The organism is Streptomyces sp. MS191 (assembly GCF_008042125.1).
Classification (GTDB): Bacteria; Actinomycetota; Actinomycetes; order Streptomycetales; family Streptomycetaceae; genus Streptomyces.
In genome coordinates this window covers 7,904-27,824 of record NZ_RDBI01000051.1, presented here as the reverse complement: position 1 = coordinate 27,824, position 19,921 = coordinate 7,904, and the positions used below count along the sequence as shown (strand labels likewise).

The window sequence follows — 19,921 nt, the reverse complement described above, 5'->3', positions numbered from 1 at the left end:
CGGCGGGCCGAGGAAGTGTGGTGGCCAGCTTGATCGACCGGCAACGGCAGCAGGGTGACGCAGGCCTGCTGGACGACGCGCTCGCGGACGCCGTGCGCCGCACGGGGGCGTCCGCCGGCGGGGTCTACCTCTGGGACGAGTCCGCTCAGGCCCTGGGGCTGACGGTGCTGTGCGGAGTACCGGTGGAGGTCGCGTGGCCGTGGAGGCGCGTACCGCTCGGCTCGCCGGTGCCGGTGAGCGACGCGGTCCGCGAGGACCGTCTGGTGTGGGTCGGCTCCCAGGACGACCTGGCCCGCACGTATCCCCGCGCCGCCGCCAGCCTGCCCTACCGCTTCGCGCTCGCCGCGGCCCCGATGCACGGCCGGAAGCGGTGCCGGGGCGCACTGATGCTGCTGTGGCCGGCGAGCCACCCCGCCGACGCCACCCGTCGGGAGCGCAGCCACATCGCCGCGGTGGCCCGACGGATCGGCCTCCTGCTGGAGGATTCGGCCCCGCAGGCCGTGCCCGCGGAACCTCGTCTCACCTCGGTGGCGCCCGCGGACGACCACCCCCGGGACGACCGTCCGTTCCACGCGGCCATGGACTATCTGGACCGGCTTCCGGAAGGAGCACTCGGGCTCGACCTCGAGGGCCGCATCACGTTCGTGACGGGCCCGACGGAATCGATGCTCGGTCTCGACGCCGGTCGGTTGCGTGGGACCCGCCCCTGGCAGTCACTCCCCTGGCTGGACACGTCGTCGGCCGAGGACGACTACCGCACTGCGGTGATCAGCCGCGACCCCGTCGAGTTCACCGCCCTGCGCCCCCCTGACGACTGGCTCCACTTCCGGCTCTACCCGGACGCCGGCGGCATCAGCGTCCGCATCACGCACGCACCGGAACCCGGGACGCCCCAGCCCGGCGCCACGGCACGGTTCCCGTCGTCCGCTCCCCCGCACGCCGCCCGGTCCGGCCGTCTCTACCAGCTGGTGCACCTGGCCGCGGCGCTCACCGAGACCGTGGGCGTCCGCGACGTCGTCGAGTTCCTCACCCATCAGGTGCTGCCCGCCTTCGGCGCGGACGGGCTGGTCCTGTCCGCCGCCGACGCCGGCCGCCTGAAGATCACCGGGCACCACGGCTACGACCAGCACACCATCGACCGGCTCGACGGACTCCCGCTGGACACGGACCTCACGCCCGCCGGGCATGCCCTCAGCCACGGCATACCGTCCTTCTTCGCCAGCCCGCGCGACATGGCCCTCCACTACCCGCGGGCGCCACGCATCAGCGACAAACAGGCCTGGGCCTTCCTCCCGCTGATCGTCTCCGATCGCCCGGTGGGCTGCTGCATCCTCTCCTACGCCCGACCCCACACGTTCGACGCGGACGAGCGCGCCGTCCTCACCTCCCTGGCCGGCCTGATCGCCCAGGCCCTGGACCGCGCCCGGCTCTACGACACCGCCCGCGACCTGGCCCGAGGCCTGCAGCAGACGCTGCTGCCGCGCCGCCTGCCCGCTCTGCCCGGACTGGAAACCGCCGCCCGCTACCTGCCCGCCAGCCACGGAATGGACGTCGGAGGCGACTTCTACGACGTCATCCGCATCGGCCCCAGCACGGTCGCGGCCGTCATCGGGGACGTCCAAGGCCACAACGTGGCCGCCGCCGCACTCATGGGACAGGTCCGCACCGCCATCCACACGGCCACCGGAAACGCCCCCAGCCAGGTCCTGGCCCGCACCAGCCAGGTCCTCGTCGACCTCGACTCCGACCTGCTCGTCTCCTGCCTGTACGCGTACATCGACCTCGCGCGCCACGAGGCCGTCATGGCCACCGCAGGCCACCCGCCACCCCTGATCCATCAACCCGGCCGGTCGCCCCGCGTCGCGGAACTCGACCCCGGGCCCCTCCTCGGAATCGACCCCGGCCTCGCCCACCCCGACACCACTCTGACGCTGGCGCCGGGAACAACGCTCGCCCTGTTCACCGACGGGCTGATCGAGACGCCCGGCACGGACGCCGACCAGGTTCTCCACAGCCTCGCCCAGGAGCTGGCACGACTCGACGGGCGCACCCTGGAGTACACGCTGGGAGCCCTGCTGCAGCRCGCCCGGCCCACCGCGCACTACACCGACGACATCGCGATGCTCCTTCTGCGCACCGCCGCACGCTGACCTCGGCCCACGGCCCCGCTCTCGGGCACCCCCCTCGCGTGGCACCACGAGAGGCCACGGCGGCGACGGGCGGGTGCGGGCCGCGTGCCCACCGGGAAGCCGCCGTTCGGATCACCTGACGACGGCCCTTCAGGTGATTGCCGGACGCCCATGCGCCGGACCGCCACCCAGAGGGGTACGACGTCCCAGCGAGAAGAACCCTGAACCCCCGTGAGGAGCTCGGCCATGTACGTAGCAGTCCGGCGGTACGAAGGGGTGACCGATCCTGCCGAGGCGGGACGCCTCGTGAACGAGGGGTTCGTGCCGATCATGCGTCAGGTCTCCGGATTCGTCGCGTACTACTGGTTCGACGCCGGCGACGGAGTGATGGTCTCGACCAGTGTCTTCCAGGACCGGGCCGGTGCCGAGGAATCGATCTCGAGAGCGGCGGACTTCGTACGGGACAACCTCGCGTCCCTGCTCCCCAACCCGCCCCAGGTCATGGCGGGGGAGGTGCTGGCCTCCGCGTGACGGCGACCGGACCGGCCCGCTGAATCGCCGGCCACCCCGGGCACATGTGCCCCGGGCCTGATGATCGATAGGATCCGCAGGTCTTCTCACCGGGGAGGGAACATGGCCGAGGACAGCCACGTCGAAGGCAACACCGCGGAAGCCTGTGACGATGTCGAGCAGCAGCAGGGTGCGGTCCGGTTGGTGTACCGGCCCGAACCAGCCGACACCCTGGTCGGGCTGCGGGTCCGTGAGCGGATCAAGCGGACCGGACTCCTGCTGCGTGGTGCGTTCCTGACCCTGTGGGCCGGGCAGTGGCTGCTCTCCGCCGTGGGCCGCGGGAGCGTCGAGCCGGTGTCGACGGCCCTGTTCCTGTTCGTCGTCCTGGTGGTGTGGGGGTACCCGCGGATCCAGGCCGCCCACGTGCAGCGGACCATCGGATGGCAGGGCGAGTACCGCGCCACCGTGTCCGCGGCCGGGATGGCCTGCCGCAGCGACCACAGCACTCTGGTGCAGAAGTGGACCGTCTTCCAGGGCTACCGGGAGACGGCAGATCACTTCGTCCTGGTCAGCCGGGACCCGAACATCATGTGCCTGGATGTGCTGCCGAAGCGGGGCGTGCGTGAGGCGGGGGACGTCGACCGGCTACGGGCCCTCCTGGAGCGGCACACCACCCGCGTATGACGGGAGCGAACGGCAGTCGGCCGGCGCTGTGGTGCCGACCGATCGCGAGGCCCGTGGCCGGGGCTGAGATCATGAACGCATGCCCGAGGAATCGAACCCGCTGTCCGGCCTCTGGCCGCTCGCGCCGTCCGGTGCGACCGAGTGGTTGACCGAGACGTGTGGCGACGGCCTGACCGGGTTCATGCCTCCGGCCATGCCGGACGCGGCCTGGGTGCTCAACAACATGTACGAGCACGAGCGCGGGCTGACTGAAGTCAGCCACCACGAGTACCACCAGGCGCGGCTGGCCGACGGGAGCGTCCGGCCCTTCGTCGTCGCGGGCGTCGACGTCGACGCCGTGGGCGTCGCCACGGGCGGTGGACTGGGCCGCGCCGAGCACCCCGGCCCGGGGTGGCGGCGGCTGCGCTGGGCGGAACTCGCCCGGCGGACCGGCGAACCCGTCGTGCCCGACGGACTCATGCCCTCCTACCGTTGCTTCTCCTCGGTCAAGAAGGAGGGCAGCTGGCCGCTCGGCATCACCCCGCCCACCGAGGGGAGCTTGGACCGTCAGACCTGGAACCGGCTGATCGGCGTCCTCACCGGGTACAGCCCCTCGGGCCCGGACACCCGCTGCCTGGCCTACTACAACCCGCTGATGCTCGGGGCGGCGGACTTCGACAACCTCCATGTGCGTGCGGGCCGACTCGGCGACGCCGGGATGCTGTACGACAATCCGGAGGCGGACTTCAGCCCGTCCAACCTCTGGGCCGAGGATCACTCGTGGTCCCTGTGCACCGACTACGACCTGTGGGCCACCAAGGTCGCCGGGCCCTCCGCCCTGGTCGAAGCGCTGTTGAACGACGCCGAGATCGAGGCGGTACGGCTGCCCTGGGCACACTGACGGCGAGTTCGCCGCCCACCGTCTCGGCAAGTCCGCATGCCGCAGGGGCAGTTCCGGGGTGTTGTCCGCCGTCTCGACGTTCCGGGAGGCACGGGTACCTGGGGCACTCAGATGATCATGTGGGAGCCGAACCGCGGGGACAACCAGCCGTGGGTCCAGCACATGTGGTGACGACGCGAGGCTCGCTCGGCGCGATCCTCACCCGACCACGCGAGTGCCCCGCCCCCGGCAGCAGTCGGGGGCGGGGCACACCGCTGTCCACCGGCAGGCACGAGCGGCCGGTCCCGCGGTCGCTGCCGGTCCGTCAGCCGGCGCGGTCTCAGATGACGCCCTGTGCCGCCATGGCCTCGGCGACCCTCAGGAACCCGGCCGCGTTGGCACCGAGCACATAGTCGTCCGGGTTCCCCCCGCACGCCTCCGCGGTGGTACGGCACTGGCGGTGGATGTCGCGCATCACCGCGGCCAGCCGGGACTCGGTCTGCTCGAAGGACCAGGTGTCACGGGAGGCGTTCTGCTGCATCTCGAGCGCCGACGTGGCCACGCCACCCGCGTTGGCGGCCTTGCCGGGGCCGAAGAGGACCCCCGCCTCACGGAACACCGCCACCGCCTCGGGCGTGCACGGCATGTTCGCGCCCTCCGCCACCGCGCGCACCCCGTTCTTGACCAGGGCCACGGCATCCTCACGGCCCAACTCGTTCTGCGTCGCGCACGGCACCGCGATGTCGCACGGCACGTCGAAGACCGTGCCACGGGCCGAGAACCGCGCGGACGGCTTCGCCTCCGCGTAGTCGGAGATCCGGGCCCGCCGTACCTCCTTGATGTCCTTCAGCAGCTCCAGATCGATGCCGTCCTCGTCGACGAGGTACCCGGAGGAGTCGCTGCAGGCCACCACACGGCCGCCCAGGGCGTGGACCTTCTCCACCGCGTACAGGGCCACGTTCCCGGAGCCGGAGACCACCACACGACGCCCGTCGAAGCCGTCGCCGCGTGTGGCCAGCATCTCCTGGGTGAAGTAGACCGCGCCGTAGCCCGTGGCCTCGGTACGGGCCTGGGAGCCGCCCCATCCCACCGGCTTGCCGGTGAGGACGCCGGACTCGTAGCGGTTGGTGATGCGCTTGTACTGCCCGAAGAGGTAGCCGATCTCACGGCCTCCCACGCCGATGTCACCGGCCGGCACGTCGGTGTGCTCACCCAGGTGACGGTAGAGCTCGGTCATGAAGGACTGGCAGAAGCGCATGACCTCGCCGTCCGAACGCCCCTTGGGGTCGAAGTCCGCGCCGCCCTTGCCGCCGCCGATCGCCATTCCGGTCAGCGCGTTCTTGAAGATCTGCTCGAAGCCCAGAAACTTGACGATCCCGAGGTTGACGCTCGGGTGGAATCGCAGCCCTCCCTTGTAGGGCCCGAGGGTGCTGCTGAACTCCACCCGGAAGCCGCGGTTCACGCGGACGGTACCCCGGTCGTCGACCCACGGCACCCGGAAGATCAGCTGCCGCTCCGGCTCGACGAGCCGTTCCACGATCCCGGTCCCGACGTACTCGGGGTGCCGTTCGAGGACGGGGCTGAGGGACTCCAGCACCTCGGCCGCCGCCTGGTGGAACTCGGCCTCGCCGGGGTTCCGCCGGCAGACCTCCGCGTACACGGCCTTGATGTGTTCGCTCACGTTCACCGCTGTGTCCCGCTTTCCTCGGCTCGGGGTCCGTTTCGACCCGGAGGTGTTCGCACCGGATGTCACCGATCCGGATCTCTTCGGGCTGAGCCGATCAGACATCCGGTCCACCGTCCAGCCCCCACGGGCGCGCGTGCGTCGGGACCGGGCGAGGGAGGGACCACGAGCGTGCGGTGACCGGACACCTCCCGTTCGGGTGGGCACTCCCTCGGCTCCGGAGCCGAGATCGACTGTCAGTGGTGGGTGAGACGGTAGGGGCATCGGGTCGGAAACGAGGGGGATTCGTCATGTCGGGGAGTCAGAACTACATCAATCACGTGGCTCTTGTTCTGGACGCCAGTTCGTCCATGTCGCACCTGAGTCGCAAGGTCGTCGAGGTCGCCGACCAGCAGATCGCGTATCTCGCCCGCCGTTCGAGGGAGCTGGACCAGGAGACCCGCGTCACGGTGTACGTCTKCGCCGACAAGGTGGAGTGCGTCATCTACGACAAGGACGTGCTGCGGATGCCGTCGCTGCGGCAGCTGTACCGGGCCGGTGGGATGACGGCCCTGCTGGCGGCGGCACTGAAGTCGCAGCGGGAGCTGGCGCAGACGGCGCAACTGTACGGTGACCACAGCTTCCTGACGTTCGTGCTGACCGACGGGCAGGAGAACGCGAGCCACCGCAGTCCGGACGCGCCTTCCCGGAGTCCGCGTGAACTGGTCGCCGCCGTGGCCGAGATGATCGAGACGCAGGGCGACAACTGGACGCTGGCCGTCCTGGTGCCGGATCAGATGGGCAAGCGCGAGGCCGCTCAGTGCGGCTTCCCGAAGGACAACATCGCCATCTGGGACGCGACGAGCACACAGGGCCTGGAGGAGGCCGGGCAGGTCATCCGGGAGGCCACCGAGAAGTTCATGGTGGGCCGTACGCAAGGCATCCGGGGATCGCGCGCGGTGTTCTCGACGGGCGCGGAGGTCGTCAACAAGGACGCCATCGAGGCGGCCGGCCTCACTCCGGTGGATCCGTCGGAGTACCAGCTCCTGGCGGTGGCCCGGGCCGCGGCGATCCGGGACTGGATCGTCGAGAGCGGGCACACGTACCGGACGGGTGGCGCGTTCTACCAGCTGAGCAAGTCGGAGAAGATCCAGGCGCGGAAGCAGATCGCGGTCCTGGAGAAGAGCACCGACCGGGTGTACACGGGACCCCAAGCCCGCGCGCTGCTCGGCCTGCCGGATGCCGAGGTACGTCTCAAGCCGGATCACAACGACGACTTCACGATCTTCGTGCAGAGCACCAGTGTGAACCGGAAACTCGTCCCCCACACGCGCCTCCTCCTCATGCCCTGACACCTCGCGGTCCCGTGAGGCTCCGCGGGGCCTCGCGGGGCCTCACGGGGACTCGTCCGGCGGGCGCTCATCCGGAAGTGGACGGGACCATGGAGGACCGGTCCACCCCGGAGTGCGCCCGCCGTCGGTGAGAGGCACCCTGGAAAGGCCGCCCGCACGCCTGCGGGCTGCCACCGAGGCGGCGGGAGCCGCCTCCGCGGAGCGACCCCTGGAGGCGATCTGCCCATGGCATCGGACGACGCGCTGCTGGTGGTCGACGCAGCAGGAGTCGTCGTCGCCTGGAGCCGGGCGGCCGAGTCCCTCTTCGGACGGGGGCCCGCCGAAGCCGTGGGACGGCCCCTCATGGAGCTGCTCTCCGGATCATGGCCGTGGGACGACGCCGGAGGGAACGGCCCGCCCCGGAAGTCGGCCGGCACCCCGGGCCTCCGCGTGCTGCCCGTGACATCGCACGATGACGCCCCCGCGTGGCGCGTCGACCTGCTGGGGCCGACGGAGGACGGGGGCGACGCACTGGACCAGGCCCTGCTGCATGCGCTGTTCACCCAGTCGCCCATCGGCATGCAGGTGCTCGATCCCCAGCTGAACATCGTGCGGGCGAACACCGCGGCGTCGGGGATGAGCGGCCTCGACCGCTCCGAGGTGTTCGGACGCCGCCTCAGCGAGATCTTCCGGCTGTCCGACCCCGACGAATCGGTCGGGATCATGCGGGAAGTGCTCGAAACCGGTGTGCCGGCGCTGGAGCGGCTGGTGCGCGTCCGTACGCCCCAGGACCCCGAGCACGAGCACGTCTACTCCGTCTCCGTGTTCCGGCTCCAGGGCCCCGACGGCGGTGTCCTGGGTCTTTCCACGGCAGTGGTCGACGTCACGGTCCGTGAACGGGCCCTCGCCCGGGCACGCGTCCTCAGTGCGGTCAGGGAGCGGGTGGGGCACACGCTGCAACTCGACGTCACGTGCGCGGAGCTCGTGGACGTGCTCGTGCCCGCCTTCGCCGACGCCGCGGAGGTGGACCTGCTGGACCACGTCGTACGCGGCGAGGACCCCGCGTCCGGACCCGTCGGACTCGACAAGCCGCTGCGGCGCATGGCCTTCGCTTCGGCGGACGGCCGGCGGGAGTCCCTGGCCGTCGGCACCGGGCCGTTCCGCTTTCCGGCCGCATGGGTGCGCTGCCTGACCGACCTGCGTCCCCAGCTGGTGACGTACCAGCCCGAGGACCTCGAACCATTCCCTCCGCATCCGTGGTCGTCCCGCACCCCGACGACCCCGGGCCTGCATTCGGCCATCGTCACACCGCTGTCCCTCCGAGGCGGCGTCTACGGGACCCTGAGCCTGTACCGCTCCCCCGGCCGCGACGCGTTCGTGGACGCGGACCTCGACCTCTCGCTGGAGGCGGCCGCGCGGGCCTCGCTCCACATCGACAACGCCTGCCGGTACACCCGGGAGCACACCATCGCGGTGACCTTGCAACGCCGGGTCCTGGCCCGCCCGGCCGCGTCGCAGGACGTCGTGGCGAGTGCCCATTTCCACCAGTCGACCGACGCCGGCGGCGGCTGGTTCGACGTGTTCCCGCTCTCCGGTGAGAGGGTCGCCCTCACGGTCGGGCGCGTCTCCGGTACGGGCATCCACGCGGCCATGGTGATGGGTCAGCTGCGCACCGCCCTCCACACCCTGGCCTCGCTCGACCTGGAACCCGACGAACTCCTCGCCCGCCTCGACGACACGGTGACCCGGCTCGCAGCCGAACGCGCCGGCCTGCCGCCCGGTGACCCCCTGAGGGACGAACGACTCACCGCCGACTGCCTCTACGGCATCTACGACCCCCTCGGCCGCGGCTTCGCCGTCGCCGTCGCCGGCAATCCGCCACCGCTCCTCGCGTATCCCGACGGAACCACCGAGGTCTTCGACGTTCCCGCGGCTCCGGCACTGGGTGACGGTGAAGGAGCGCCGTTCGCCGTCACGCGTACCGGCCTGCCCGAGGGCAGCGTCATCGCGCTCCACACCGACGCCTTCCTCCCCATGCGCTCGGCCGGCGGGAAGGAGGGTCTGGACCGCCTGCGGCAGGTTCTCACCGACAGCCGACGCCGTCTGGACGACCTGTGCGCGGAGGCGGTCCGCACCGCCCCGGCCTCGCCTCCGGGCACGGACGCCATCCTGCTCCTCGTGCGCACCCACACGCTCGACCCCAGCCTGGTCTCGACCTGGGACCTGCCCACGGACCCCGCGGCGGTGGCCACCGCGCGAGCCCGTACGCGGCGCCAACTCTCCGCGTGGAACCTCGACGAACTCTCCCTCGCCACCGAACTCATCGTCAGCGAACTGGCCACCAACGCCGTCCGCTACGGCGCCCCGCCCCTCACCCTTCGCCTGATCAGAGGGACCCGCACCCTCACCTTCGAGGTGAGCGACTCCAGCCGCGTCTCACCGCGCCTGCACCACGCGCAGACCACCGACGAGGGTGGCCGAGGCCTGTTCATCTGCGCCGAACTCGCCCAGAACTGGGGCGTCCGGTTCACCGACGGCCACAAGACGATCTGGACCGAGCAGTCCCTCCCCCACCCTGCCTGAGGGCCGTCCCACGGATCGTGCCGGGCTCGCGACCTGGTCACCGGGGAGGGTCGCCCGAGCCCTCGCCGGGGTTCACGCCCCCGGGCACAAGCAGGCGCGCGGCGCCGATCCTGCCGTCCGCCGCGTCCTCGGCGACGCGGTGTTCCACGGCGACGTACCGGCCCGTGGCGGACGGGACGACTGCCGGACACGCGCCGTGCAGCGCGCCGACTGGCCGCGGCCCCTTCTCTCCGTCACACTGATGGACCCGCCCTGAACTGGGCATATCGCATGTCTGGGGAGCCAGGGAGGCGGCCATGGTCATCAGCCACACGCTCAGGGACGACGTACTGCGCGTCACCGTCCTGCGAGAGCTCGATGTCACCACCCGGGCCGCCGCCGCCCTGCAGGTCGAGGCCCTCGTCGCCGCCCACCACCCCCGTCGCGTGCTCGTCGCGCTCCCCACCGCGACGCCCTCCCCGGCGACCCTCAGCGCGCTCGCCCGGGTGCACCGGATGTGCCGGAGCCTGGGGATCCCGATCTCCGCGACCGGGCCCGGAGCCGCATGGGACCAGGACTCGGGTGTCCACGCGTCGGAGCGCATGGAGACCGGGGCCCGTCGGGAACGGTGATGCGCTTCGCGGAGTCGAGTGGGTTCTCACGGAAGACCGGGGCGGGATATCCGCGTACCGGTCTGGCGAAACCGGAATGGCAAATCATATAATTTCGGACATGGAACCGGTCGAGCCTCGGACCAGCTGGACGTTCGTCACCAACCACGCCCGGATCCTCGCGATGATCCTGCGGGATCCGGAGATTCGGCTGCGGGACATGGCGGGCGCCTGCCGGCTGACCGAACGCGCCGCTCAGGCCATCGTCACCGACCTGGAAAGCGCCGGCTACCTCACCCGGGTCCGTCACGGCCGCCGCAACCACTACGAGGTCGCGCCCGGCACACTCTTCCGTCATCCGGCCGAAGGACACCACGAGGTCGCGAGCCTTCTGAAGCTGCTGGCGGGCCTCGACCCGCCGGTCGAGACGCCCACCCCTCCCCCCGCGGCAAACGATCACGATGAGCAGGACGACCGCTCCTGACCCGGAGCACGGCACCCACGGCTCCTGGTACCAGGTACCGGGATCCGCCGGCACGGGGTCGCGCGCACTTCCCCACCTCCGCACGGCTCGGGCGCCCGCACCGGCCCCTGCGGCCACCGCCCTCGGCGGGGCCGCCCGGCGGCCGGGGCCGGGACGCGCGAGGACAGACATGGCTTTGAAGGGAGAAAGGCCATGACCGACCAGTTCAGCCGCCGACCCGCCACTCCCGCGGACATGATCGACGGCAGCACGTTCCCCCCACCCGTCAGCGTGGCCTTCGACCCCGGCCCGAGGCGAGTCCGGGCCCGGGTGCGGGGAGAGATCGACATGGACGACGCGGGTGGGCTGCGCGAGGACCTCACCGCGGCCCTGAGGGCCAGCAGCGCCGGTCTCGACGTGGACCTGGGAGCCGTCACCTTCTGCGACAGTTCAGGCCTGCACGTCCTGCTGGACCTGAACCGGCTGGCCGCGGAGACCGGCAAGAGCCTCGTGCTGACCACTCTCAGCCGCCCCGTCGCCCGCCTGCTCCAGATCACCGGCAGCCGACGCCTGCTCACCGTCCGCGAGCACTCCGCCGCAGGCTCCCGGGCCGGCGGGCATCCGGTCACGGCCCTTCCCGGCCGGCCTTCCCGGCCTGCCCACCAGGGCGGCGGCGCCCCGCGCACTGCGGCCCACCGGCCGCACCGGCACGACCCGGACCCGGCGCAGGCGGAGAGCTCGCCCGGGGCGACGGCAGGCGGGGAGTCGTGGCCCGAAGGACTCCCGGACATATGCGACCTGTGCCGACGAGCCATCCCGGTCGGCGCCACGGTGTACGGCCACGCCGCCGACTCCTCCTTCGCCCATCCCTTCGACCCCGAACAGGACGGGAACCGGCCGCTGCTCGCCWGCAGCGCCGCCCACCTCGCCGACCTCCAGCGGCAGTACCGCGGCCGGCCCTTCGTCGACGCGGAACTCTGGGCGGTGAAGATCGACAGCGCGATGCGTCGGCACCGCTACGGGCTCAGCATCGACCGGCTCTGCGAGGAGACCGGGCTGAGCCTGATCCAGATCGAGGCAGCCGTCACGTGGCGGCGCAGGCCGGGGCGTACATAGGTCCCGCGTGGCAGACCCTCACCGGGTGCACACCCGCGACCAGTTGGTGACCACGGTGTGGGGGTAGGGCCCGGCGGCCGCCCCACCCGCCTCGGACGCGCGAGGACGCCGCTCCCCTCTTCCTGGTTCGGGAAAGTTCGCCCGCGAGACGGCTCAAGCGCCGTCCCGGAGCAGGTCGCGCTGAATCTGGCGCGCGAGAGAGCGGCGCACGGACGCCGATCCGGTGGCGGCCTGCGAGGGGAGGTCGGCCTGCGAGGGAAGGTCGAGGCCGCGGCTGATCCCGTCGTACGCGGCCTGGTAGCCGGGGGGCAACTCCGCCCGGTGCAGCCTCAGGTCCTCTTCGACGAGGCGCCGCAGCTCGTCGACGCTCTGGGGCGTGAAGCGCTTCCTCCCGCGGGCCAGCGCGCTCACGTAACGCGTGCAGCAGGCCGACTCGTCGCAGGTCTCGGAGATCTCCTCGGCGAGGCCCCACAGGCGCCCTTCGAGCCAGGGGGCGTCACGCTGGTCGAGGGAGAGCCTCATCGGCGGCTGCCGTTCGTCGGCCCTGTGCTTCGCCATCTGCTTGGACACGGCGGGCTGGCTCATGTCGGTGAGCTGCGCGATACGTTCCTGTGTCCAGCCGAAGCCCGCGAACACCTTGATCATTTCAGCTCGCAGCTTGCGCATCTCCTCGCCCGCGCGGATGACCTCGTTCATCCCGGCGAGCATCCGCTCGGCCTGTTCCTCGGTCAGCGCCTCGGGCGTTCGCCGGGTGTTCTCTTCGCCTGCCACAACCCGGTTATACACCACAGCACCCCCCTCATAACCAGGTTGTACAACCAGGTTATGAGTGACAGGATCCGTGGCATGCCTACCTTCTCCGCTCCCGACGGAACCCGGCTCGCCTACCGTGTGACCGGTGACGGCGACCCGCTCGTCTGCATCCCCGGCGGCCCCGCCGACTCCGCCTACCTCGGCGACCTCGGCGGTCTGTCCGCGCACCGCCGGCTGATCGTCCTGGACCTGCGCGGCACCGGCCGGTCCGCGGTTCCCGACGACACCGCCTCGTACCGCTGCGACCGCCTGGTCGACGACGTCGAGGCGCTGCGCCGGCACCTCGGCCTCCCTCGGATCGACCTGCTCAGCCACTCCGCCGGCACGAACATCGCGACGCAGTACGCGGCCAGGTATCCCGAAAGGCTCTCCAAGCTCGTTCTCGTCGGCCCCAGCACCCGAGCCGTCGGTATTCCGATCACGGCAGAGACGCGGCGCGAGCTCGCACGCCTTCGGAGGGACGAGCCGTGGTTCCCGTCGGCGTTCGCCGCCCTCCAGGCGATCGCCGACGGCACCGGCAGCGACTGGGAAGCCGTCGCGCCCTTCTTCTGGGGCCGGTGGGACGCCACGGCACAGAAGCACCACGCGGCTGGCCGGCCGAGCAACGACGAGGCCGTCGCTCTCTTCGGGGCCGACGGCGCCTTCGACCCGGAGAGCACGCGCGCGGGGCTCGCCGCCTGCGAGGCTCCCGTTCTGCTGCTGACCGGCGAGTTCGACCTGAACAGCCCTCCTGTATCCGCTGCCGAGTTCGCGGAGTTGTTCCCCCACGCCACGCTCGTGGTGCAGGCGGAGGCGGGCCACTGTCCGTGGCTCGACCACGCCGACCGGTTCGTGGCCACCTCGGCCGCGTTCCTCCGCGGGTGACAGGGCGCATCGGCGGGGTGACGTGACCCGTCCGGTGCGGCATGCGGGAGACCCACCCTCGCGGCCGCCGACTCCTCGTCGCCCGCCGGTGCGAGACGGAGGGGGTTTGAGTTCGGCGCGCGCGAGCAGGCGGGCTGTACGGCCAATCCGGTACAACACGAGGAGGTCCCCGATGTCGGGCGAGCAGAAGTCGAAGGCGCACGTCGAGCAGGCCAAGGGCAAGGGCAAGGAGGCCGTCGGCCGAGTTGTCGGCAACGAGCGCCTCACGGCCGAGGGCCGTGCCGAGCAGGCCAAGGGCGACGCGCGCGAGGCCAAGGAGAAGACGAAGGACGCCTTCCGTCACTGACACGGCAGGCACCTTCCGCGGCTGGGGCCGCCCCTGATCAGGGGCGGCCCCAGCCGCGTTGGGCGAAGCGGCAACGGAAGAGGTGCGGCGGACGAACCGGCGGGGGCCGGCTTCGCAGGCGCCCGGGCGGGGCCCGCACGGTCGGCGAGCCGGGAACACCCTTCCTCCGGAGCCGACCGGAGGTCGGCGTGCGCCCGGTCGGCCGGGCGGATCCGTGGAGCCATGTCACAGACGGGCGGGCTGTCTTGTCCCAGGAGTGAAGACGACAGCCACGTCAGGAGGGAGACGGCCATGCGGGTGCCCGCGGCAGGAGGGACCGGGGTGCCGGTGCGGCCGGTTCGGCTGCCGGCCGGACATCAGGCGGTCGTGAGGGTGACCCGAAGGCCCGGCTTCTCCGACGCCGAGGGCGAGGGGGAACCCGGCCGGCGACTGCACCGTCCCTCGCGGCGGCACGGCTTCCAGGAGCAGTCCGCGTGAGTCGGACGGAAGAGTTCGAGGAGCGGCGGCCCCTGCTGTTCTCGATCGCCTACCGGATCCTGGGCAGCGTGAGCGAGGCGGAGGACGCGGTCCAGGAGGCGTGGCTGCGGTTCGAGGCGGCCGCCACGCCGCCCGACTCGATCAAGGCCTATCTGGCTGCGGTGGTCACCCGGATCTCGATCAATGTGCTGCGCTCCGCCCGCGTCCGGCGCGAGGAGTACGTCGGGCCGTAGTTTCCCGAACCGCTCCTGACCGACCCCTATCAGGACCCCGAGCGCGCGGCCGAGCTGGCCGATTCCGTGTCGATGGCCGCCTTGCTGCTGCTCGAACGACTCACGCCGCTCGAACGCGCGGTGTTCGTGTCGCGGGAGGTGTTCGACTTCGGCTTTCCGGAGATCTCCGCGGCGGTCGGCCGCGCGGAGTCGGCATGCCGTCAACTGGCAGTCCGGGCGCGCCGTCACATGACCGAAAGCCGGCCACGGTTCGCGGCGGATCGGCGCGCCCGCGAGGAACTCGCGACGCGGTTCTTCGCCGCGTTCGCCGAGGGAGACGTCGACGGACTTCAGCCGGTGCCGGTACGCGCCGGGGGCCGGACGGACCACCGTCGGGGCAGTCCGTGATCACGAGGCGCGCACCCACACTTCTTTGACTGGTCTGACCACTAGACCACCTGTCCTCTGCCTCGTATGGTCTCCCTGTGCCTTTCCAACCCGTCAATAGACGTTCGGTTCCTGATCAAGTGTTCGATCAGCTCTTTGGTGAGCTCGTCAGCGGCGGTCTCGCCCSGGGCGAGACCCTGCCCAGCGAGCGTCGCCTCGCGGAAGTGCTCGGCGTCTCGCGCCCGGCGGTCCGTGAAGCGCTGCAACGGCTCGCGCACGCGGGCCTGGTGGAGGTCCGGCAGGGGGACGCCACCACGGTGCGGGACATCCGGAGAGCGGGTGGCCTCGACCTGCTGCCCCGGCTGCTGTTCGCCGGAGGCGAGATCGATCTGACCGTCGCCCGCAGCATCCTCGAAGCCCGGCTGCACGTGGGGCCGAAGATCGCCGAACTCGCCGCCCTTCGCGGGGGGCCGGCCCTGGCCGCACAGCTCCGGGACGCCGTCCAGGCACTCAAGGACGACAGCGGCCCCGTCATCAGACAACGGCACGCGTTGACCTTCTGGGAACTGGTCACGGACGCCGCCGAGTCCGTGACCTTCCGGCTGATGTTCAACGGCCTTCGAGCCGCCTACGAGCCGGCCCTCGACGCCTTGGCCTACGTCATGGCCGTGGAGGTGGACCGGACCGAGGCGTACGACGCACTGGTCGCCGCCATCGCCGAGGGCGACGCGAGCCGTGCCCGTAGCCGTGCCGAGGATCTCCTGCGCCCGGCGACCGAAGCCCTGATCGACATCATCGACCAACTCGAGGAGTGCGATGAACCTTCGTAGAGCGATCGAGCGACGGCGGGGCATGAAGGACGCCGCCGCTTCGGACGCCCGGGCGCGCGTTCGGGCGGACGAGTCCGCCCTTGCGCGATCCCGCCGTGACGACACGTCCCTGATCGCCGTGTTCCGGGCGTTCTGGCGTTACCCGTCGCCGTGGATGATCAGCGGTGTACTGGTGACCGTGCTGGCCTGCCGCGTCGCTTGGGGCGACTGGCGCGCGAGCGACGCGTGGGCCCCACTGGTCCTGCTCGCGCTGTTCCCCGTACTGGAATGGCTGATCCACGTCTTCGTGCTGCACTGGCGCCCCCGAAAGGTCGCCGGCGTGGTCCTCGACACCCTGCTGGCGCGGAAGCACCGCGAGCATCACGCGGACCCCCGTGACGCCCCCCTGGTCTTCATCCCGTGGAAGACGCTCGTCTGGGTCGTCGTCGGCTACAACGCCGCGGCCCTCCTGGCCTTCCCGCGTGTCGGCCAGGCCCTGACCTTCATGGTGACGGTCGCGGCGACGGGACTCGTCTACGAGTGGACCCACTACCTGATACACAGCGACTACCGGCCCCGGAGCAGCACCTACAAGGCCATCTGGCGCAACCACCGGCTGCACCACTACAAGAACGAGCACTACTGGTTCACCGTCACCACGACCGCCAGCGCGGACCGCCTCCTGGGCACGTACCCGGACCCGGCCACGGTCCGGACCTCGCCGACCGCCAAATCCCTGCACGGCGCACCCTGACGCCTCGACCGCCCGCCGAACAGCCCGCCTCCCTCGCTCGTCACGAACGCCAGTGCCGGCCCGGCGCCCGGAGGGACCCGGGGCCCGGCCAGGACGCGTTCGGCGCGCTCGGCGGTGACCGCCGTTGAAGACCCGGGAGACGGTGGCAGCCGACAGCCCGGCGGCTCTGACGGTCCGGGCAGGCGGGTGTGGTCGAGGAGGCCACCCCGCGACCCGAGGAGGTGGAGCCGCGCACCACTGATGCTGCGTCAAGCGACTTGCCTCCAGGCCGCGTTGCGCCGGCGGAAGTCGCCCGCGGCCGGAGTGGTGGCGTGAGATCTACGCCGCGAACAACGCGGCGGAGCCCGTCATTTCGAGAAGGCGGGCCACCTGGGGGCCGGTATGGGAGATGGTCAGGCTGCGACCGTCCTCGATGGCCTGCTGACGCAGGCGCAGAAGGGCGTTCAGGCCGCTGGAGTCGCAGAAGGTGACGGCGGACATGTCGAGGACGAGGCCCGCACCGGCGGGAGCGGCGGCCAGGGCGCGCATGAGGGCCACCCTGAGGTGGCCCGCGCTGTCGAGGTCGATCTCTCCCGCGACGTGGACACGGGTGTGGGCTTCCCCCGGAGAGGCGACGACTGTGACGGCCGAGCCCGCGAACCCCTGGTGGGGCTGCGACACGAGGCGCGGGTACGGGACAGAAGTCATGGGGCCAACCTCCTGAACCAGGTGCAGTCGCGGAAGCCCTCTCGGCCCCGTCATGCGTCCATCATTACACGAAATCCAGTTCGTGCAATTGGCGACGGGCGATGCGAGGAGGCATGATGCATTGATGGGAGAAAGAACGGGTGACGCGTCGAAGTGGACCTTCCTGACCAACCACGCCCGCGTGCTGCTGGCGATCTCTCAGGATCCGGGTGTCCGCCTGCGTGACATCGCGGCGACCTGCGGAGTCACCGAGCGAACCGTGCAGGCGATCGTGGCCGACCTCGAAGAGGCCGGCTACCTCACCCGCACTCGCGCGGAGGACGGCCGGCGCAACCACTACGCCCTGGTGCCCGACGCCCCCTTCCGGCACCCCGCCGAGGCCGACCACGACATCGCAGGCCTGATCGCCCTCTTCACCGATCGGTCGGAAGGCGCCGCGACCGGCCGTCGCTGACAGCACGTCGACGGACACGCGACAGCGGCCCTGAGGGCGTGTTCACGCCTCAGGCCGCCGCTCGGTGCTCATGCCGTCGATGACGCAGCCGGGCTTCGAGGCGGCCGTCGACGATCCGGGTGTCGAACGACGGCTGGGGTGCGGTGGAGGGCCCGTGGACGTTCCAGCCGTCGGCGAGGCGGAACACGCTGCCGTGCCACGGGCAGCGGATACAGCCGTCCTCGGCCTCGCCCTGGGACAGCGGGCCGCCCATGTGCGCGCATCGGTCGGCGAGCACATGCACCCGGTCTCCGGCCTGCCGGAGGACGACCACGTCCACCCCGTCCACGACTGCCCGGGTCGGGCGGCCGACCGGGTAGTCCGTCACCGGGCCGACCGGATGCCAGCCGGGGCCGACAAGGTGCGGCACCGCCTCGGCGTGGTTGGCGCCCGACGCCTGCCGGTACGCCAGGTGGCCGCCCAGAGCGCCGCCCGCCGCCACGGTGGCGAGCCCGGCGAGGGCCAGGAGCCGGCCCTTCAGCGGGCGCCCGCGCAGGCGGGCCAGCAGGGAGGTGGCGTAGAGCGACACGGCACCGATGTTCGCCGCCGCGTGGACCAGCCCGACTCGGGACTGCTCCGGGGGCAGCTCCGCCCAGTCCGCCCAGCCGGCCACGGCGGCCGGTGCCGCCCCGGCCAGTCCGACGGCGATCAGGGTGTCCGCCGCGCGGCGGTGACCGGGAAGAAGGTCGACCACGGCCGACGAGAGCCACGCCCCGATCGGCACCTGGACGAGCAGCGGGTGGACGGGGTGTCCCAGGGGAACGCCGTGGAGGACGTCGCGTGCGCGCCCGAGCGGCACCGACCGGACGGCCCGGCGCATCGCGCCGACGAGTCCGTCGAGGGCCGTCGACTGCTCGACGCGTTCGATGGCACGCAGGACGCCCGAGGGCCCGGCCCGCAGGCTGTCAGGGAGGGTAATGTCTGCGTTCATGCCGCGCGAGTACCCGGCCGGTGCCGTTCGACTCGCGCCGCCTTCCCGGCATGCGGCCCGGGCCTTGCGATGGCGCGCGAACGCGAGGGGACAGCGGCCGGACCGACCTGTCGCGGGTTCGGCATGAGGATGGCGACTGGGGGTATTCGCGCGCCGGCGCGTCCGAGCGAGACGCGCGGTCTGGGGGTGGGTCATGGCGCGAGGAGCGTTGACGGCTCGGGAGACGGCCGTGTGGGACCAGCTGGTGGCGGAGCTTCGACGGGCGCCGGGTGGGTACCGGTCTCCGGCCCGGCACACGGCGCCCACCAGGGCGGTGGTGCTCCTGGTCGCCGCCGTACTGCTGTGTGCGCCGGCGCTGGTGGTGGCGGGCCGTGTCAGTGGCCTCGCGGTCCTGGCCTGGGTCGGAGTGGTGATGTGGGTCGCCGGGGTCCTGTCCGTCTCTCACTTCGCCGGCCACGGGCCGCGTCCGCCCTGGCGGCGTTGACGTCGGTGGCAGCCGCCACCTGCCGCCGGCCGTGCGCGCCAGCGCCCCACCGGCAGGCATCGGCCGGGCTTCGGCAGACCTGGAGGCCTACCGGTCTCCGGGAACCGCGCGCGTGTTGCCCGGGCAGATCAACGGCTCCCCCGCACGCGGCGGGAGAGCCGTTCGGGTGCCGCGCGCCCGGGGCGCTCAGGCATGTCGGTGGGAGCGTCGACTCCCGGTGACGAGCCGGTAGAGGGCCAGGAGGATGACGGAGCCGACGATGGCGGCGATCCAGGTGGAGAGGTCGAAGAATCCGTCGATGGAGTCGACGCCGAATATGACCTTTCCGAGCCACCCTCCGAGCAGCCCGCCGGCGATACCGATGAGCGTGGTGACGATGATGCCGCCCGGGTCCTTGCCCGGCATCAGCGCCTTCGCGATGAGGCCGGCAAGCAGCCCGATGAGGATCCAGGCGATGATGCCCATGGCGTATCTCCCGCTTCGTGACGTATGACCGGTGTCACCGTGGCGTCTTCACCATTCGAGCGGTTCCAAACTTCGGGGAAGGGCTTCTCCGCATCCGCCGCACGGCGGCAGGGAACACGCCGCGGCGGGAGGGGGGCGGGAACGGCAGTCGGCGAGCGGCCCAGGGGTGCCGTACCGGGGACTGCTCCGGCCATCGCGAGACGTACGGCAGCCCCCGTGAGGGCGCGGCCCGCGCTCACCCACCGTCCGGACGCCGGACGGGGTGGTGCCC

The 19,921-nt window shown here is 71.6% G+C and carries 20 protein-coding genes and 2 pseudogenes; 17 read left to right on the top strand and 5 right to left on the bottom strand.

The window, feature by feature from the left end:
- Nucleotides 1-20 precede the first annotated feature (20 nt).
- The 4 genes from EAO71_RS22650 to EAO71_RS22635 all read left to right on the top strand — a co-directional run bounded on the left by EAO71_RS22650 (nucleotide 21) and on the right by EAO71_RS22635 (nucleotide 4,203).
- A complete protein-coding gene (locus EAO71_RS22650) occupies nucleotides 21-2,150 on the top strand; it encodes a SpoIIE family protein phosphatase (RefSeq protein ID WP_261992290.1) in 2,130 nt (709 codons plus the stop codon).
- 225 nt (nucleotides 2,151-2,375) lie between these two features.
- Complete coding sequence (locus EAO71_RS22645) at nucleotides 2,376-2,660, top strand: hypothetical protein (RefSeq protein ID WP_147979663.1); 285 nt, start codon at nucleotides 2,376-2,378, stop codon at nucleotides 2,658-2,660.
- A 102-nt stretch (nucleotides 2,661-2,762) separates the two neighbouring features.
- A complete protein-coding gene (locus EAO71_RS22640; RefSeq protein WP_147979662.1) occupies nucleotides 2,763-3,323 on the top strand; it encodes a YcxB family protein in 561 nt (186 codons plus the stop codon).
- A 79-nt stretch (nucleotides 3,324-3,402) separates the two neighbouring features.
- On the top strand, nucleotides 3,403-4,203 hold the full coding sequence (locus EAO71_RS22635; protein ID WP_147979661.1) for a hypothetical protein: 801 nt from the start codon (nucleotides 3,403-3,405) through the stop codon (nucleotides 4,201-4,203).
- Between the two features lie 319 nt (nucleotides 4,204-4,522).
- Here EAO71_RS22635 and gdhA read toward each other — a convergent pair whose 3' ends face one another.
- Nucleotides 4,523-5,869 (bottom strand): NADP-specific glutamate dehydrogenase, encoded by a 1,347-nt coding sequence (gdhA, locus tag EAO71_RS22630; RefSeq protein ID WP_147979660.1) that lies wholly within the window; start codon nucleotides 5,867-5,869, stop codon nucleotides 4,523-4,525.
- Nucleotides 5,870-6,156: 287 nt separating this feature from the next.
- Here gdhA and EAO71_RS22625 point away from each other — a divergent pair, with 287 nt between their 5' ends.
- The 6 genes and pseudogenes from EAO71_RS22625 (at nucleotide 6,157) to EAO71_RS22600 (ending at nucleotide 11,928) form a co-directional block, all read left to right on the top strand.
- Nucleotides 6,157-7,197, top strand: coding sequence for a vWA domain-containing protein (locus EAO71_RS22625; RefSeq protein ID WP_147979659.1), 1,041 nt, complete (start codon nucleotides 6,157-6,159; stop codon nucleotides 7,195-7,197).
- A gap of 225 nt (nucleotides 7,198-7,422) precedes the next feature.
- Entirely contained in the window at nucleotides 7,423-9,759 is a 2,337-nt protein-coding gene (locus EAO71_RS22620) for a SpoIIE family protein phosphatase (protein ID WP_147979658.1), read from the top strand.
- A pseudogene (locus tag EAO71_RS40085) lies at nucleotides 9,752-9,967 on the top strand (hypothetical protein); the annotation flags it as partial. The gene EAO71_RS22620 and the pseudogene EAO71_RS40085, both read left to right, overlap by 8 nt.
- Nucleotides 9,968-10,055: 88 nt before the next feature.
- Nucleotides 10,056-10,370, top strand: coding sequence for a hypothetical protein (locus tag EAO71_RS22610; protein WP_187282791.1), 315 nt, complete (start codon nucleotides 10,056-10,058; stop codon nucleotides 10,368-10,370).
- Between the two features lie 100 nt (nucleotides 10,371-10,470).
- Nucleotides 10,471-10,833, top strand: a complete 363-nt coding sequence (locus tag EAO71_RS22605) for a helix-turn-helix transcriptional regulator (protein WP_261992289.1) — start codon at nucleotides 10,471-10,473, stop codon at nucleotides 10,831-10,833.
- 192 nt (nucleotides 10,834-11,025) lie between these two features.
- The gene (locus EAO71_RS22600; protein ID WP_147979656.1) at nucleotides 11,026-11,928 is read left to right on the top strand and encodes an STAS domain-containing protein; all 903 of its coding nucleotides are present in this window, start codon (nucleotides 11,026-11,028) and stop codon (nucleotides 11,926-11,928) included.
- 153 nt (nucleotides 11,929-12,081) lie between these two features.
- Here the strand turns inward: EAO71_RS22600 and EAO71_RS22595 are convergent, their stop codons facing one another.
- Nucleotides 12,082-12,699, bottom strand: a complete 618-nt coding sequence (locus EAO71_RS22595; protein ID WP_147979655.1) for a sigma-70 family RNA polymerase sigma factor — start codon at nucleotides 12,697-12,699, stop codon at nucleotides 12,082-12,084.
- Between the two features lie 75 nt (nucleotides 12,700-12,774).
- On the opposite strand from EAO71_RS22595, the gene EAO71_RS22590 reads away from it, so the two are divergent.
- From EAO71_RS22590 to EAO71_RS22570, 5 genes and pseudogenes are all read left to right on the top strand, one after another.
- Nucleotides 12,775-13,605 carry an alpha/beta fold hydrolase gene (locus EAO71_RS22590; RefSeq protein ID WP_147979654.1) on the top strand — a complete coding sequence of 277 codons (831 nt, stop codon included), beginning with the start codon at nucleotides 12,775-12,777 and terminating at the stop codon, nucleotides 13,603-13,605.
- 172 nt (nucleotides 13,606-13,777) lie between these two features.
- A complete protein-coding gene (locus tag EAO71_RS22585; RefSeq protein ID WP_147979653.1) occupies nucleotides 13,778-13,951 on the top strand; it encodes a CsbD family protein in 174 nt (57 codons plus the stop codon).
- Nucleotides 13,952-14,424: 473 nt separating this feature from the next.
- Nucleotides 14,425-14,994, top strand: a pseudogene (locus tag EAO71_RS22580) (sigma-70 family RNA polymerase sigma factor); the annotation flags it as partial.
- A 131-nt stretch (nucleotides 14,995-15,125) separates the two neighbouring features.
- Nucleotides 15,126-15,857: a FadR/GntR family transcriptional regulator gene (locus EAO71_RS22575; RefSeq protein WP_147979652.1), complete on the top strand. Its 732-nt coding sequence runs from the start codon at nucleotides 15,126-15,128 to the stop codon at nucleotides 15,855-15,857.
- Nucleotides 15,844-16,590, top strand: coding sequence for a sterol desaturase family protein (locus EAO71_RS22570; RefSeq protein ID WP_261992288.1), 747 nt, complete (start codon nucleotides 15,844-15,846; stop codon nucleotides 16,588-16,590). Before EAO71_RS22575 ends, EAO71_RS22570 begins: the two co-directional genes overlap by 14 nt.
- Nucleotides 16,591-16,908: 318 nt before the next feature.
- Here EAO71_RS22570 and EAO71_RS22565 read toward each other — a convergent pair whose 3' ends face one another.
- Nucleotides 16,909-17,277 (bottom strand): STAS domain-containing protein, encoded by a 369-nt coding sequence (locus tag EAO71_RS22565; protein ID WP_187282789.1) that lies wholly within the window; start codon nucleotides 17,275-17,277, stop codon nucleotides 16,909-16,911.
- Between the two features lie 124 nt (nucleotides 17,278-17,401).
- On the opposite strand from EAO71_RS22565, the gene EAO71_RS22560 reads away from it, so the two are divergent.
- A complete protein-coding gene (locus EAO71_RS22560; protein WP_147979650.1) occupies nucleotides 17,402-17,731 on the top strand; it encodes a helix-turn-helix transcriptional regulator in 330 nt (109 codons plus the stop codon).
- 49 nt (nucleotides 17,732-17,780) lie between these two features.
- On the opposite strand, the gene EAO71_RS22555 is transcribed toward EAO71_RS22560, so the two are convergent.
- Nucleotides 17,781-18,701 carry a Rieske 2Fe-2S domain-containing protein gene (locus tag EAO71_RS22555; RefSeq protein ID WP_147979649.1) on the bottom strand — a complete coding sequence of 307 codons (921 nt, stop codon included), beginning with the start codon at nucleotides 18,699-18,701 and terminating at the stop codon, nucleotides 17,781-17,783.
- A gap of 208 nt (nucleotides 18,702-18,909) precedes the next feature.
- On the opposite strand from EAO71_RS22555, the gene EAO71_RS22550 reads away from it, so the two are divergent.
- Nucleotides 18,910-19,185, top strand: a complete 276-nt coding sequence (locus tag EAO71_RS22550) for a hypothetical protein (protein WP_187282788.1) — start codon at nucleotides 18,910-18,912, stop codon at nucleotides 19,183-19,185.
- A 186-nt stretch (nucleotides 19,186-19,371) separates the two neighbouring features.
- Here the strand turns inward: EAO71_RS22550 and EAO71_RS22545 are convergent, their stop codons facing one another.
- Nucleotides 19,372-19,650, bottom strand: coding sequence for a GlsB/YeaQ/YmgE family stress response membrane protein (locus EAO71_RS22545; protein WP_147979647.1), 279 nt, complete (start codon nucleotides 19,648-19,650; stop codon nucleotides 19,372-19,374).
- Between the last annotated feature and the right edge of the window lie 271 nt (nucleotides 19,651-19,921).